Below are 13,822 nucleotides of genomic sequence, written 5' to 3'. Positions count from 1 at the left end.
AATTAATAATTACTGTTCGTTGATATTCAGTAATTGCCTGGCTTGTTGTGGCGTGGCCACTGTTTTATCCATGCCGGTAATAATATCGGCCAGTTTTTTCACCAAAGGCGCGTTGCTGGTTACAATGTCGGTGGCGTTAATATAGCGGCTGTCTTCAAAACCGATACGCACTTCGCAGGCTCCCATACCGACCGCCGCGGCAATCAGCGAAAAATCACGCCGGCCGAAGTGGGTAATGGCCCATAACGCGTCGCGGGGAATAAATTGCCGCATGGCGATCAGGGCATCCACGGTGGCCGGAGTGGATCCCCGATGGCCCAGGACAATATTGAACAGCAGGGGGCGTTTGAAGTTTATTTTTTCCTGTAGCAGCAGGATATTATTAATCATGCCGAGTTCAAACACTTCGAATTCCGGAATGATATTTTTCTCCACGATAAGGCGGGAGCAATATTCCACATCCGGGGTGGGATTATAATAGACATGGTCGCCCAGGTTGACCGAACCCACGTTCAGCGAAGCCATGCCGATGCCACGACAGTGCAGCGGCGCGCAGCGCTGCTGGATATCCATGGCGGAAATGCCGCCGGTCGACGCCTGGATAATCAGATCGGTTTGCGCAAGCACAGGCGCGATGGTTGCTTCGAAATCACGGACATCCGGGGTGAGCTTACCCTGGCGATCGCGCACATGGAGATGCACGATCGACGCGCCGTATTCCACACAGGACAGAATATCCTGCGCGACTTCAGCCGGCTCCACACGGGTTGAATCCGCCGCGACCGGAGCAAGGGAAATAATGACTTGATTAGACATATTTTATTTCCTGAGATAAATGATGGTGTAGGAATTCCCTGATGGAGACGTCATTGTTTATAATTTTCCAACCAGCCCAGCCCGGCATGGGTTTCCGTGGCCGGCCGATATTCGCAGCCTATCCAGCCCTGGTAATCCTGCTGTTCCAGCTGTTTTAAAATCCAGGGCAAATGCAATTCGCCGCTATCGGGTTCCTGGCGCTGGGGTACCGATGCTATCTGGATATGGGAAATTAACGCCCGATAATGTTGCAGGGCGGCGCTCAGGTTCCCCTGTATTTTCTGGCAATGGTAAATATCAAACTGCAGGTAAATATTCTGCTTATTGCAATCCATGATTAATTTATCCGCCAGGTAAAATGACGGGATAAAATAACCCGGCATATCCCCGCCGTTCAGCGGCTCCACCAGCACGCGGATGTTGTCGGGTAAAAAGAAGTCCGCCGCGTAGCTCATCCTGTCTTTCAGCAGAATATATTGCCGCTCGAAACTGATGCTTTCATCCCGATTGCCCGCCATGACATGCACCTGACGGCAGCCCAGCGCGCGGGCATACTCCCGCGCCAGATGCAGGCTTTGCCTGAACTCTTCGTCCCGGCCCGGCAGGGACGCCAGCCCGCGTTCCCCCCGCGCCCAGTCGCCGGCCGGGGCATTGATCAGCACCATCTCCAGGCCGTTTTGTCGCCGCGCGTCGGCGATACCGCCGAGCGGTTCCTGATAAGGAAACAGGCACTCCACGCCGTTGAAACCCGCGCGGGCGGCCAGCGCAAAACGTTCGATAAAAGGCGCCTCGTTGAATAACCAGGTCAGGTTAGCCGCGAACTTGAGCATAGTGCTTGACCTCCGGATCCACTAAATGCAGCTTAACGCCGGCTTGTTCAATCTGCTGTTGCGCCGCCTCGGGTAATTCAGCATCGGAAATAATGTCGGTCAGCTGCTGTAGATTGCAGATATGGAACATGCCGTACTTACCGTATTTACTGCTGTCGGACGCCAGGACAGTGCGTCGGGACGCGCGCAGCACGGCGGCTTTAACCATGGCCTTGCCTTCGCTGGGCGTCGACATGCCCCGTTCCGCATCCCAGGAGCTGCTGCTCAGGAACGCCACATCGATATTAATCGCATTGAAAAAGTTGGCGGCGCTGTTGCCCAGGCAGGAGCGGTTGCGCCGGTCCACCAGTCCCCCGGTGTGGTAAAGGCTGATATGCGGCATATCCATCAGATAGCTGCTGATGGTGAAATCATTGGTCACCACCGTCAGGTTAAAACAGTTGCTGGCGGCAATGGCCCTGGCCACTTCAAACAGCGTGGTGCCGGCGTCGAGATAGAGCGTTTGCCCAGGCTCGACCAGCATCGCCGCCAGCTTGCCGATTTGCTGTTTGATCTCATGGCGCAGGGAGGACTTTTCGCTATAGGCCAACTCCAGCTTCAGCATATTGTTCAGCTTTACTCCGCCGTTGATGGACACCACTTTGCCTTCCGCCTCCAGCATCTGGATATCGCGGCGGACGGTCATATGCGACACATTCATCAATTCGGCCAGGTCCTTGAACGACGCCAGGGTATGCTCATGGACATAGCGATAGATAAAATCACGACGTTGTTCCGGGATCATGGTGGTCATCCTATGTTGTTGCGGTACGCTTGCTGCAACGCGCTGATATCCTGCGGCGCCAGCTGGGTGTAGCCATAGGGTTTCAGCAGGAAATAAAGCCGCGCCGTATCCTCCAGCTCCTCGGCGTTAAACACCGCCTCGCGCAACGTGGTGCCGCTGACCACCGGGCCATGGTTCGCCAGCAGCGCGGCGTTGTGGTCCAGGGCGATTTCGGCCAGGGCGACGGCGATGGCCGGATCGCCGGGTTTCATATAGGGCAGCAGGGGAAGCCGGCCGATGCGCATGACATAATAGGGTGTAACGGGCGGCAAACAGTTTTGCGGCGGGATATCCGCCAGGCACGACAGCGCGGTTAAATAGGGCGAATGCAGATGTACCACGGCGCCGCACCGCGGCCGCGCGCGGTACATTGCCAGATGCATCGGCACCTCTTTGGAAGGCTTGTCCCCACTGACGTGTAAACCCCCGGCGTCCAGTTTGCTCAGGGTGCGGCCGTCAAGCTCGCCAAGGCAGGAATTGGTGGGCGTGACCAGGAACCCGCCGTCGGGCAGCTTCGCGCTGATATTACCCGAACCGCCGCTGCTCAGGCCGCGCTGGAACAATGATCGCGCGTACCTCACCATATCGTCGCGCAACTGTTGTTCTGAAGATGAAATCATAGTCACTCCGCATACTCCTGTGCCGACATGAAGAAGTCTTCCGTGCCGAAATTGCCGGATTTAAGCGCCATCGCCAGGCCGCGTTCCTTATCCCGCACCCAGGGCACCCCGGGGGCGATGGAACGGCCTATCTCCAATTGGCTGACGCCCAGCTGTTTTACCACCGTGCCGGAGGTTTCCCCGCCCGCCACGATAAAAATAGTCACGCCGCGCGCCAGCAACTGCGTGGTCAGGCGGGCAAATGCGTCCTCTACCGCCGCGCTCGCCCGCTGTTCGCCATACTGGCGCTGGATTTGCGCGATAACCTCCGGCGGCTGGGTGGCGTACACCAATGGGGCAAGCCCGTCCGCCAGATGTTGTTCCACCCAGTCCGCCACCTGGGTGATATAGGACTCGTGCGCCTGGATGCATAACGCCACGTCCAGCATAAAGTGCGCGGCGCGTTGGCGATAATGCGCCACTTGTTGATTGGTCATCACCGAACAACTGCCGGCAAGCACCACCGCCGGTTGGCGCGCCGGAACAGAAAACGCCGGCGTGGCGTGTTTTTGGATCGTCGGCAACCGTTTCGCCAGGGCACCGGCCAGGCCCGAGCCGCCGGCGAGCAAGGGACTGTCCGTCAACGCCCCGGCAAGGATATCCAGGTCATCGGCCGTCAGGGTATCGGCAATAACGTGATCGATACCCCGCGTTGCCAGCGCGGCCAGTTGCCGCTCAATCGCCGCCGCGCCTTGTTGTATCACCGCCAGGTCAAGCGACCCGGCCGCGCCGCGGATCTGCGGCGACAACACGCGGATCAGATTGGCGTCGCGCATCGGGTTGATGGGATGGTTTTCCATCCCCGATTGGTTAAGCAACACGCCGTTGACAAACAGGTGTCCATGGATAACGGTGCGCAGGTTTTGCGGTAACGCCGGGCAGTGAACCAGTTGCCGGACTTCGAGGGCCGACATCAGGGCATCGCTCACCTGGCCGATATTGCCGCGCGGCGTCGAATCGAAGGTGGAACAGTATTTGAAATAAATCTGCCGGGCCGCGGCGGTTTCCCGCAGCCAGCGCAGGCAGTTCAATGATTGCCGCACCGCCACGTCCACGGCCGCCGAGCGGCTTTTCAGTGAGATGACTACCGCATCCGCATCCCGCGGGCAAACCGCGTCCGGGGACGGTTCGCCGATAAACTGCACGACTCGCCAGCCGTTGTCCGACATAAAACTCGCGATGTCGCTGGCGCCGGTAAAATCATCAGTAATGACGCCAAGTTGGATAGACATCTCAACCACTCCTGTAAAGCGTTTTGAATAGCGTCTATTGTTAAGTTTTGTGCTTCACATTGAGATGATAGTTATCACAAACCTTAAAATTGCGCCACCGGCTTTTTATCGCTTAACAACTTGTTAAATAACATTTTTAGTTAAATAAGGCAAAAATATCCGTTCACAGCCCGCTGTGAAATTTTGTGCGAATACGTTACGCCTATGCGGGAACCCGCTCAGGAAAGGGCGATAATGTCATGTTCCGTGAAAAATCCCATCGCCAGGCGGTATGGCCAATCCGTATTTCATCGTCTGCCGAATGGCCCGGGCCTTTTCGTGAAATCAGTTAATGATTAATCCTTCATAATTGCTATATTTTCGCAAAAATAGCATTTAAAGCTTATTTTAATCCTGACGCGCCGGGGAATATAGCAACGTTGCTTATCGCCTATCCCCGATTTTTAATAAAAAATGATTAAGATGTTTAATTGGAAAAATATTTTGCAACTCTTTTTATTTATTAAATCATATAAGCAGCGAGTAATTTATATCTCTAACAGTTATTATAAATAGAGATATAATTCAGATAAACTTAGCGTACGGCACATTGCCGGATTCTGAACAAGAGGGGTGATCATGGCAACAACCGCCAGGCTCGAAGCCCGTATCCCGCTGGAGCTTCACGCGTTAATAAGGCATGCCGCCGATCTGCAGGGGATCACCATCACCGACTTCATCATTACCGCGACCCATGGCGCCGCAAAACGGGCAATAGAGGAAGCGGCGGTCCTGCAATTAGCGGTGGAAGATCAGCTACGGTTTGCCGAGACATTACTGGAGGATCGCAAGACGCCGGCCGGCCTGCTGCGCGCCATGAGCCGGCGCAGGGAACTTGGGGGAAAATGAAGACACTTCGCGGGCTGAGCTTTACGCTGCTCTCGGCACGGCATAATAAAGCGCAATTCGATTGCGGCGTCCCCTGCCTGAACCATTATCTGGCGGAATATGCCGGTCAGGACATCCGCGAACGTTTTACCCAATGCTATGCGGCGGCGGATAATGATAATAACGTGCTGGGATTTTACACGCTCTCATCCTATGCGGTGAATATCAACGCCCTGACGGCCTCCGCTTCGCAAAAACTGCCGCGCTATCCGACGGTGCCCACCGCCCTGCTGGGTCGTCTGGCGGTGGATTTGCGTTATCAGGGCAAAGGGCTGGGCGGCTCGCTTATCGTCGACGCCATATATAACACGCAGCGTTCGGCCATCGGCGTGTGGGCTATTAACGCGCGGGTAAAAAACGCCTCGGCCAAATCCTTCTATATAAAATATGGTTTTTATTCCTTTGAAAAAAACCAGCAATCCTTATATTTACCCTTGCATAGCGATATCACCCGTAATATCTCTTTTTTAAACCTGCTTTAATCCGGCAACCCCTTCTGATACCGGCATCAATCACGTATCCCCCTGCTACCGGGGATCATCCGCCGCGGCGCGAGCATGTCTCCCGATGAAATGCTATGGTAAAGAGCACTCCGGCAATCCACTGCCGCCGTAGGCGTTAGATGTTAAACCGGCTTCCCGTGGGGATTGCCCAGAAAGAGTCCTATCATGCTGACAAATCTGAGTCATGACGAAAAAAAACGATTGGCGGCGATTGAACTGCTAAAAGCGGATGAGCATGATCGCGATGAAATCCTGGCCAAGATGACCCAACTGACCGGCAAAACATTGGGCATCGGCACCAGCTTTATTTCCATCCTTGACGGTGAAAAACAGTATTTGAAAGCGCCCTACGCGCTGCCGGTCGTGGTCAGGGAAACCCGGCGGCAGGATGCCTTTTGCCTGTTAACCGTTGCGGCCAACGACATAGTGGTCTGTCATGACATGCGCCTGGATCCCCGGTTTCGCGAAAATCCGTTTGTCCATGGCGAGCCTTATATCCGCTTTTACGCCGGAGCGCCGCTGCGGTCGCGCGATGGCGTGATTATCGGCACCCTGTGCCTTATCGATACCGCGCCCCATGGTTTTACTGACGAACAGACAGCGACCTTTCGTATTTTGGCCGGGCTGGTTTCGGCGTTCCTGGAAGCCTGGCATAACATCGGCTATATCGACGCGGTGACCCTGTTGCCCAACCGCCAGCGGTTGATGAACGATCTGCGCCTGCTGAGCGCGCCCGGCGCCACGGGGCGTTATCGCCTGATGCTGTTTGACTGCATCGACATGCCTTTTGCCTATGAGATTGCCCGCTCCCTGGGTATGACGGTGGTTGAGGACATGCTCAGGGATATGGCCACCCTGCTCAGGCTCAAGCTGGAATGGCATGATACGCTTTATAACGTCGCCACCGGCCGGTACGCGGTGATTATGGAGGATGCCGGCCCCTTATCACCGGCCATAATCACCGAGCGTCTGGCCGGGTTAAGCGCCCATATCAGCACGCAAATCAACATAGATCTGCATATTACCGCGGGATTGGTGAGTTTTACGCCGGGTGAGCTCGATCCCACTGAAATCCTGCGCCGGGCGGTAAGCGCCCTGCATGACGCCATCGGCCAGAAGAAACGGGTCATGGCCTACGAGGCCGCCGCCGATGCCCGTGAAAAACAGGATTTCCGGTTGCTCAATGATTTTTATCCCTATCTGCATGGCAAATCCGGCCTGTATCTGGTGTTCCAGCCCAAAATCGCCTTGCGGGACGGGCGGGTGACCGGGCTTGAAGCCCTTATTCGCTGGCAGCATCCGGAGCTGGGCAATATCACGCCCGACCGCTTTATTCCGCTGCTGGCCAAAACCACCCTGATGGCCGCCCTGACCGACTGGGTTATCAACGCGGCCCTGGACCAGATCAAGGCCTGGTCGGCGAAAGGCATACATTTGCCGGTCTCGGTCAACGTCAGCGTCAGCGATTTATCCCGGCCGCTTTTTGCCGATACCTTGCTGGAAAAAATGACGGCGTATGGCCTTCTGCCCGCGCTGTTGGGCATCGAGTGCCTGGAAACGGAAAGGGTTCTGGAAAACGCCGAGGCGCTTCAAGGCCTGGAAATGCTTAAACAACGGGGCTTTACCATTTCGCTGGATGACTTTGGCACCGGCTACAGCAACATCAGTTATCTGCGTAAAATGCCCATGGACATTATTAAACTCGATCGCTCCATTATAAATAGCCTGACCACCGACAAGGCCAGCCATATTATCGTCAGCCATGTGATAGCCATGATCAAGGCGCTGGACTATACCGTGCTGGCGGAAGGGGTCGAGGACGTGGCGACATTTACCGCGCTGCGCGAACTGGGCTGTGATGAGGTACAGGGTTATTATCACTCGCGCCCGCTGACGGCGGAACAACTGGAAACCTGGCTGGCGCATTATCAAACGGCGCAGGATTGATGCCCGCGGTTGCCCGCCGGCGCGGCGGCCCCGTCAGGGTTTTGCCGGCGCCGTGCTCTCCCCGAGAATTAACAGGGTCGGCAGGATGGTGATGGCTGACGGCGCCCCCGGTTGGACCATGCGTTTAAGCAAGGCATTGCCCGCCTGGCGGCCCAGCTCCCGTTTAGGCTGATCGATGGTGGTCAGGTACTGCGCGCGTAGCGGATACCGGCTGGCGGCGCCCTGCTTGAACGCGTCGTCAAAGCCGGTCACCGAGATATCGTCCGGCACCCGTAAACCCCGCTCATGTAAATAGGCGATAATCTCCAGGGCGACAAAATCATTGGACGCCAGAATGGCGGTGGGCCGGGGGCGGTTTTGCAATAAAGCCGCGGCGGCGGCGCGTCCGCTTTCGCCCTGATAGGACCCGTCGATAATATATTCATCCGGCACCGGGCAGCCGAGGCGCGCCATTTCCCTGATAAAACAGGCCCGCCGCTCCCGGGCGGTGGAGGATGCCGCCGGCCCGGCCACATAGGCAATGCGGCGATGACCCCGTTGGTACAGATGTTCCAGCAATTGCGTCACCCCCATGGCGTTATCGGGGCCGAGATAATCGCCGAACAGCGAGTCGGGCCGGCGATTGACAAAGACGCAGGGCGGGCCAGCCTGCAGAAGATCGAGCGTTTCCTCATCGAGGGTTTGCGAGATCAGGAGTAGCCCGTCCACCTGGCGGTCCAGCAGGGAACGAATCAACGCCCGTTGCTTATGGCCGTCCTCATCGGTGTTGCACAGAAAAAGGCTGTAGTTGTCCAGGGATACCGCTTCGTCGATGCCCTTCACGATCTCGGGAAAAATGGGATTGGTGATATCGGCAATCAGTACGCCGATAGTGGCGGATTTATGTGTGCGCAGCGCGCGCGCAATGGCCGAGGTACGGTATCCCAGGCGCGCCGCGGTGTCCTGGATAAGCTGCCGGCGCTGCGCGTTGACATAGCCGGTGCCGGACAATGCGCGGGCCACCGTCGCGCGCGACAGGCCGCATTCACGGGCAATATCCAGCAGCGTCGGGCGCTTGGCCGCCGACGTTTTATTTTCTGTATTCATTTCTCCCTCTTCCCGCCGCCCAGATGATGTTACGCATTGGGTTATACAATGGTTAACGATGTTAAAACTGGGATCGATCTCACAGCCGCCGCGCGTAAAGCCCGATAATTTATAAACAGGGCGATCGTTGCCCTTACCCAGTGCTTTATAGCACTGTATTAACGGCAGATCGATCTTTCACCCGCCCATACGGGTGATTTTTTGCCCTGCGTATGAGATCGATCTCATATCGAGAGCCGCCGCAATGCGGATTGCCGATGAACCAACGCTAAACGCGCAGGGCCCAGGGGGAATAATGAGCCGCACGACCAAACTGACCACGCTTGAAACCGCGGTGCGAACCGTGCGGGATGGGCAGCGCATTGCCCTGGGAGGATTCGCCATCTACCAGCGGCCCATGGCCCTGATGCGCGAGCTGGTCCGCCAGCAACGGCGCGGCCTGACCATTGTCGGCATCGTTAACGCCATTGAGGCCGATTGGCTGATCGGCGCCGGCGCCGTGGCGCGCATCGAGACGTCTTATGTCGGGCTGGAAAAATTCGGTCTGGCGAGGAATTTCCGCCGGGCGGTGGAAGCCGGCCGGCTTGAGGTGGTGGATTATCCCGAACTGCTGGCCTGGGACCGTTTTCGCGCCTCGCAGGAAGGCTTGCCTTTCTGGCCCTGCACCTTTCTCGGCGGCAGCGGCGTGGCGAAATACAATGCGGATATCGTGCCCTTCACCTGCCCCGTTACGGCGGCCCGGCTCTGGGCGGTGCCGCCCGCCCGGCCGGATGTGGTAATGGTGCATGCGCCGATTGGCGATGAATACGGCAACGTGGCGTTTCACCGGCGCAAGATGTTGCCGCAAAGCGTGGATATCACATTAACCCGCGCCTGCGATACGGTTATCGTCAGCGTGGAAAAAATCGTTACCCCGCGGGAGCTGCAAAAACAGCCGCATTTGGTGGAAATCCCGGCCTTTCGCACCACACATATCGTTGAAGCGCCCTTCGGCGCGCACCCTACCTCGCTGCCCGGGATTTACGACTGCGACGACGCGGCTTTTGACGAATACGTGGCGGCCAGCGCGACGCCCGGGCAATTCGCCGCCTGGCTGGCCGATACCCGGGCGCTGACGCCGATGGACTGGCTGGAACGCGTCGGGCTGACGCGGCTGCTGGCCTTGCGCAATACGGAGCTGCCGGCATGAACAATAACGTTTGTACGCTTGAGGAAATCATCACCATCACCCTTGCCAAGCGTTTTCGCGACGGCGAGGTCGGCTTTACCGGTCTTGCGACCGGCGGCGCGGCCGCCCTGTATATAACCGGCATTCCCTTGGCCGCCATGGAATTTGCCCGTCATACCCACGCCCCCAATTTAACCATCCTGCTGGCCGGCTGGTGTATCAATCCCGATTTTTCCGCCCTCAGGGCGCTGCCCACGGCGGAATTCGACAGCGCTTTGCAGGATGTGCCCTGCGAGGCGCAAATGCAAAGCTACCCCGGCCATTACGCCGTGCGGCGCGGCGATGTGGATTTTGGTTTTGGCTCCGGCGTGCAGGTAGACCGGCAGGGCAATATCAACAGCACCTGTATCGGCGACTATCGCCATCCCGACGTACGGCTGGTCGGCTCGATCCTGCTGCCGGAGCATATGACCTGCTTCGGCCGTGAATATCTGATGATGCCCCATCACCAGGCGCGCAGTGTTGTTGCGCAGGTGGACTATGTATCCGGCGTCGGCTATCCGGGCGGGCGCGACGGACGCAAGGCCCTGGGCCTGAGCCACGGCGGCCCGGAATGGATCGTGACGCCAAAATGCATTTTCGCCTTTGACGGCGCAACCGGCCAGGCGCGGGTCGCCAGTATCCATCCCGGCATCGACCCGGACGATGTGCGGCGCAGCACCGGTTTCCCCGTGACCCTGGAAGACGCGCCGGTCACCGCGCTGCCCAGTCGCGAGGAGCTCGCCATTTTGCGCCGCCGCGTCGATCCCCATCATGTGCTGCTCCCCCATGGATCGGGAAACGAATTTCCCACGGCATAACCACGACACAAGAGGAACACCATGAAATCAAAACTGACCACGCTGCCCGACGCGGTATCCCGTATCCCGTCGGGGGCCGCCATCGCCCTGGGCGGTTCGCTGCTGCGCCGCCAGCCGATGGCGTTAGTGCACGAGCTTATCCGCCAGGACATTACCGGACTGCATCTGCTGACCTGGGCAACCACCCTCGCCACCGATATGCTCGCCGCCGCCGGCGCCATCAGGCGCTGGGAGGGCATTTACGCCGGGTTTTTCCGCCATGGGCTGGCGCCCAATTTCCGCCGCGCGGTGCAGGACGGCACGATCGAAACCCATGATTATTCCGAGTCCGCTTTTGTCGCCCGCTTTCGCGCGGCGGGCATGGGGCTGAGCTTCCTGCCGTCGAAAGCCCTGCTGGGCACCGGCATGCGCGACAGCAGCCCGGAGGAAATCAAACCCATTACCTGTCCGTTCAGCGGCGACACCTATCTGGCGCTGAAAGCGGCGGAAACGGACTTTACCCTGTTGCACGGCTATGTGGCCGATGAATACGGCAACGTGCAGTGGCCGGTGGTGCGCGACAGCGACGATATCGACCAAATGATGGCCTCGGCGTCCAAACGCCTGATCGTTACCGTGGAGAAAATCGTGCCCCATGCGGAAATATGCCGGCGCCCGGCGCTGACCTACATTCCGCACACCCTGGTGGAGGCGGTGATCGAAACGCCTTACGGCGCGCATCCCACCGCCACCGATGGGTTTTACAACGAGGACGAGGCGGCGCTGAAAGCCTGGCTGGCGGCGGCAAAACAGCCCGGCGGCCCGGCGCGCTATCTGCGCGAGTATATTCTCGATACCCGCGATCGCGTCGGCTACCTGGACAAATTCGGTTCCTCCACCGCGCTTAGCGCCTTTGACGTCGCCAGGGAGATGTAAGCTTATGACCGCAGATGATTACACCACGGAAGAACTGATGATAACCGCCATCGCCCGCGAGCTGCGCGATGATGAGCTGGGTTTTGTCGGCCTGGGCACCGCCGCCCGCGCCTTTACCCTGGCGGTGGGCATCCCCATCGCCGCCGCGCGCCTGGCGCAGATCAAGCATGCGCCCGGCTTCTCCATCTACTGGGGCAACCTGCTGACCCCGTCCCTTGACGCCATTCCCGACGCGTTGCTGCAGGACGCCTATACCCGCTGGCCGGCCGCCGCGTCCCCCGCCGACGTGGGCTATAAAATCGATATGGTCACCCGCGGCCGGTTTGATGTGTCCTTTGAGTCCGCGCCGCAGGTTGATCGGTACGGCAACCTGAATATTACCGCCCTTGGCGGCGGCAGCCCGCCGAAAACCCGGCTGGTGGGCTGCCTGGCGCAAACCGAGCACCTGGCCTTTATCCAACGGCCGATTATCGTTACCGATCTGTCCCGGCGCGGATTTGTGCCGAAGGTGGATTTTATCACCAGCGTCGGCTACCTCGACGGCGGCGACAGCCGCGGAGCGCTCGGCCTGCCCGGCCCTGGCCCCAGCCTGTGCGTAACCGACAAAGCCATTTTCGATTTCCATCCGTTGTCGAAAAAGATGCGTCTGCGCACAATACATCCCGGATTTACCCTGGAGCAGGTGCTGGACAATATGGGGTTCGAGCCGGTTATTGAAGGCCAGCCCCGGCCAACCCCGCAGCCGACCGCGGAGGAGGTGCGTTTGATTCGCGAGGTGATCGACCCGCACGGCACGCTGTTCCAGCCAAGATCGGTCTAGCAAGGTTAGCGCGCCGGATCCGGCCGGGTAACCGCGCGCGGACCAGCACCCCTGACGCCGCCGGTCAATCCGTGCTGACCGGCCCGGTGGATCCGCGCACGATAAGCTTCATCGGGAATATTTTCTTCTTGGGCTTGGGCGTGCTTTTCTGGCGGATCATTTTCATCAGCAACGTGCTGGCCGCCGCGCCCATTTCGCGCCGCTGCAGGGCTATGGTGGTGAGATTTATCGGCGAAAACGAAGCCATCTCGATATCATCAAGGCCTATCAGCGAAAAATCGGCCGGAATGGCCAGCCCCGCCTCATGGGCGGCGTTCATCACGCCGATAGCGCTCATATCGTTGGCCGCCAATATCGCGGTGGGACGTGGGCGCATGGCAAAAAACCGCTTGGCGGCCTGGTAGCCGCCCATGACATGATAATCCCCCTGCACCACGTAACCCTCGGGGACCGGCAACCGATGCGCCGCCATGGCCTGGAGATAAGCCGCGTAGCGTTCATCGGCGGTGGAAGAGTCATCGGGTCCGCGAATCAGGCCGATGCGCCGGTGGCCCAGGCCGACCAGATGTTTGACCGCCGCGCCGATGCCTTCCTCGTTATTGGCGCCGACGTAGGTGTCTTCATGTTCCAGGGCACGACGCTGCAATAGCACATAGGGCGTATCGCCGGCCAGCAGTTCCCTGACTTCCGGCTGCCGGCAGTGCTGGGACAGCAACACCAGCCCGTCGACCCGGCGGTCGAGCAATACGCGCATCTGCTCAAGCTGTTTTTCCAGTTTGCCGTCGGTGTTGCACACCAGCAGGCTACAGTGTTCACGATCGGCCACATCCTCGATGCCGCGCAGGAAGTCCGGCGACGACGGGTTGGCCACGTCGGCCAGCAGCACGCCCAACGTAAAGGTGCGCCGCATGCGTAACGAACGCGCCACCACCGACACCCGGTAACCCAGCCTGTCCGCCGCCGCCTGCACCTTCAGACGGGTGTCCGGCCTGACATTGTCCTTGCCGCTCAGCGCGTTGGACACCGTGGACAAGGCCACCCCCGCCTCACGGGCCACATCATGGATGGAGACTTTGTTATTCGGGGACGGGCGATGGCCCGGCGCTGTTTTTTTTGCCATTCAATCCGAACCTTGCACTGTCAAGCGAGATGAGCCGTTAAACCTGCGTGGACGTTATTGTAACGTCGCGCACGGGTAAAAAAACGTTTTTATTCACATAATCAAACATATCATCG

Annotated in this window: 14 protein-coding genes; 7 read left to right on the top strand and 7 right to left on the bottom strand. The window is 58.6% G+C overall.

Annotation, left to right across the window (positions count from 1 at the left end; all coding sequences use genetic code 11):
- Positions 1–9: 9 nt before the first annotated feature.
- The 5 genes from VGC33_RS02655 to otnK are packed head-to-tail and all read right to left on the bottom strand — an operon-like array spanning position 10 to position 4,360.
- A complete protein-coding gene (locus tag VGC33_RS02655; RefSeq protein ID WP_331118747.1) occupies positions 10–816 on the bottom strand; it encodes a beta-keto acid cleavage family enzyme in 807 nt (268 codons plus the stop codon).
- Positions 817–866: 50 nt separating this feature from the next.
- The gene (gene otnI / locus VGC33_RS02650) at positions 867–1,646 is read right to left on the bottom strand and encodes a 2-oxo-tetronate isomerase (RefSeq protein ID WP_331118745.1); all 780 of its coding nucleotides are present in this window, start codon (positions 1,644–1,646) and stop codon (positions 867–869) included.
- The gene (locus tag VGC33_RS02645; protein WP_331118743.1) at positions 1,627–2,430 is read right to left on the bottom strand and encodes a DeoR/GlpR family DNA-binding transcription regulator; all 804 of its coding nucleotides are present in this window, start codon (positions 2,428–2,430) and stop codon (positions 1,627–1,629) included. Before VGC33_RS02645 ends, otnI begins: the two co-directional genes overlap by 20 nt.
- 5 nt (positions 2,431–2,435) lie before the next feature.
- Positions 2,436–3,089, bottom strand: coding sequence for a 3-oxo-tetronate 4-phosphate decarboxylase (gene otnC / locus VGC33_RS02640; RefSeq protein WP_331118741.1), 654 nt, complete (start codon positions 3,087–3,089; stop codon positions 2,436–2,438).
- 2 nt (positions 3,090–3,091) lie between these two features.
- Positions 3,092–4,360: a 3-oxo-tetronate kinase gene (gene otnK / locus VGC33_RS02635; protein ID WP_331118739.1), complete on the bottom strand. Its 1,269-nt coding sequence runs from the start codon at positions 4,358–4,360 to the stop codon at positions 3,092–3,094.
- A 618-nt stretch (positions 4,361–4,978) separates the two neighbouring features.
- Between otnK and VGC33_RS02630 the strand changes: the two genes are divergently transcribed.
- The 3 genes from VGC33_RS02630 to VGC33_RS02620 all read left to right on the top strand — a co-directional run bounded on the left by VGC33_RS02630 (position 4,979) and on the right by VGC33_RS02620 (position 7,737).
- On the top strand, positions 4,979–5,248 hold the full coding sequence (locus VGC33_RS02630) for a type II toxin-antitoxin system TacA family antitoxin (RefSeq protein ID WP_331118737.1): 270 nt from the start codon (positions 4,979–4,981) through the stop codon (positions 5,246–5,248).
- Positions 5,245–5,769, top strand: coding sequence for a GNAT family N-acetyltransferase (locus VGC33_RS02625; RefSeq protein WP_331118735.1), 525 nt, complete (start codon positions 5,245–5,247; stop codon positions 5,767–5,769). Before VGC33_RS02630 ends, VGC33_RS02625 begins: the two co-directional genes overlap by 4 nt.
- A 186-nt stretch (positions 5,770–5,955) precedes the next feature.
- Positions 5,956–7,737, top strand: coding sequence for an EAL domain-containing protein (locus tag VGC33_RS02620; RefSeq protein ID WP_331118733.1), 1,782 nt, complete (start codon positions 5,956–5,958; stop codon positions 7,735–7,737).
- Between the two features lie 33 nt (positions 7,738–7,770).
- On the opposite strand, the gene VGC33_RS02615 is transcribed toward VGC33_RS02620, so the two are convergent.
- A complete protein-coding gene (locus tag VGC33_RS02615; protein WP_331118731.1) occupies positions 7,771–8,823 on the bottom strand; it encodes a LacI family DNA-binding transcriptional regulator in 1,053 nt (350 codons plus the stop codon).
- Between the two features lie 295 nt (positions 8,824–9,118).
- On the opposite strand from VGC33_RS02615, the gene VGC33_RS02610 reads away from it, so the two are divergent.
- The 4 genes from VGC33_RS02610 to VGC33_RS02595 are packed head-to-tail and all read left to right on the top strand — an operon-like array spanning position 9,119 to position 12,586.
- Positions 9,119–10,012 carry a CoA transferase subunit A gene (locus tag VGC33_RS02610; protein WP_331118729.1) on the top strand — a complete coding sequence of 298 codons (894 nt, stop codon included), beginning with the start codon at positions 9,119–9,121 and terminating at the stop codon, positions 10,010–10,012.
- Positions 10,009–10,851, top strand: a complete 843-nt coding sequence (locus VGC33_RS02605) for a hypothetical protein (RefSeq protein ID WP_331118727.1) — start codon at positions 10,009–10,011, stop codon at positions 10,849–10,851. Before VGC33_RS02610 ends, VGC33_RS02605 begins: the two co-directional genes overlap by 4 nt.
- A 21-nt stretch (positions 10,852–10,872) precedes the next feature.
- On the top strand, positions 10,873–11,766 hold the full coding sequence (locus VGC33_RS02600; protein ID WP_331118725.1) for a CoA transferase subunit A: 894 nt from the start codon (positions 10,873–10,875) through the stop codon (positions 11,764–11,766).
- 4 nt (positions 11,767–11,770) lie between these two features.
- On the top strand, positions 11,771–12,586 hold the full coding sequence (locus tag VGC33_RS02595; protein ID WP_331118723.1) for a CoA-transferase subunit beta: 816 nt from the start codon (positions 11,771–11,773) through the stop codon (positions 12,584–12,586).
- A gap of 64 nt (positions 12,587–12,650) precedes the next feature.
- On the opposite strand, the gene VGC33_RS02590 is transcribed toward VGC33_RS02595, so the two are convergent.
- Positions 12,651–13,706: a LacI family DNA-binding transcriptional regulator gene (locus tag VGC33_RS02590; protein ID WP_331118721.1), complete on the bottom strand. Its 1,056-nt coding sequence runs from the start codon at positions 13,704–13,706 to the stop codon at positions 12,651–12,653.
- Positions 13,707–13,822: the final 116 nt, after the last annotated feature.

The organism is Acerihabitans sp. (assembly GCF_036398755.1).
Lineage (GTDB): Bacteria > Pseudomonadota > Gammaproteobacteria > Enterobacterales > Enterobacteriaceae > Acerihabitans.
Note: the sequence above shows the minus strand (reverse complement) of the source record. Positions and strands in the feature narration are given on the sequence as shown.

Bases quoted from the DNA above. Each gene is read 5' to 3' on its own strand.
- VGC33_RS02590 (WP_331118721.1), bottom strand. From the start codon at position 13,706: ATGGCAAAAAAAACAGCGCCGGGCCATCGCCCGTCCCCGAATAACAAA.
- VGC33_RS02615 (WP_331118731.1), bottom strand. From the start codon at position 8,823: ATGAATACAGAAAATAAAACGTCGGCGGCCAAGCGCCCGACGCTGCTG.
- VGC33_RS02595 (WP_331118723.1), top strand. From the start codon at position 11,771: ATGACCGCAGATGATTACACCACGGAAGAACTGATGATAACCGCCATC.
- otnI (WP_331118745.1), bottom strand. From the start codon at position 1,646: ATGCTCAAGTTCGCGGCTAACCTGACCTGGTTATTCAACGAGGCGCCT.
- VGC33_RS02645 (WP_331118743.1), bottom strand. From the start codon at position 2,430: ATGATCCCGGAACAACGTCGTGATTTTATCTATCGCTATGTCCATGAG.
- VGC33_RS02625 (WP_331118735.1), top strand. From the start codon at position 5,245: ATGAAGACACTTCGCGGGCTGAGCTTTACGCTGCTCTCGGCACGGCAT.
- VGC33_RS02620 (WP_331118733.1), top strand. From the start codon at position 5,956: ATGCTGACAAATCTGAGTCATGACGAAAAAAAACGATTGGCGGCGATT.
- VGC33_RS02605 (WP_331118727.1), top strand. From the start codon at position 10,009: ATGAACAATAACGTTTGTACGCTTGAGGAAATCATCACCATCACCCTT.
- VGC33_RS02610 (WP_331118729.1), top strand. From the start codon at position 9,119: ATGAGCCGCACGACCAAACTGACCACGCTTGAAACCGCGGTGCGAACC.
- VGC33_RS02655 (WP_331118747.1), bottom strand. From the start codon at position 816: ATGTCTAATCAAGTCATTATTTCCCTTGCTCCGGTCGCGGCGGATTCA.
- otnC (WP_331118741.1), bottom strand. From the start codon at position 3,089: ATGATTTCATCTTCAGAACAACAGTTGCGCGACGATATGGTGAGGTAC.
- VGC33_RS02630 (WP_331118737.1), top strand. From the start codon at position 4,979: ATGGCAACAACCGCCAGGCTCGAAGCCCGTATCCCGCTGGAGCTTCAC.
- VGC33_RS02600 (WP_331118725.1), top strand. From the start codon at position 10,873: ATGAAATCAAAACTGACCACGCTGCCCGACGCGGTATCCCGTATCCCG.
- otnK (WP_331118739.1), bottom strand. From the start codon at position 4,360: ATGTCTATCCAACTTGGCGTCATTACTGATGATTTTACCGGCGCCAGC.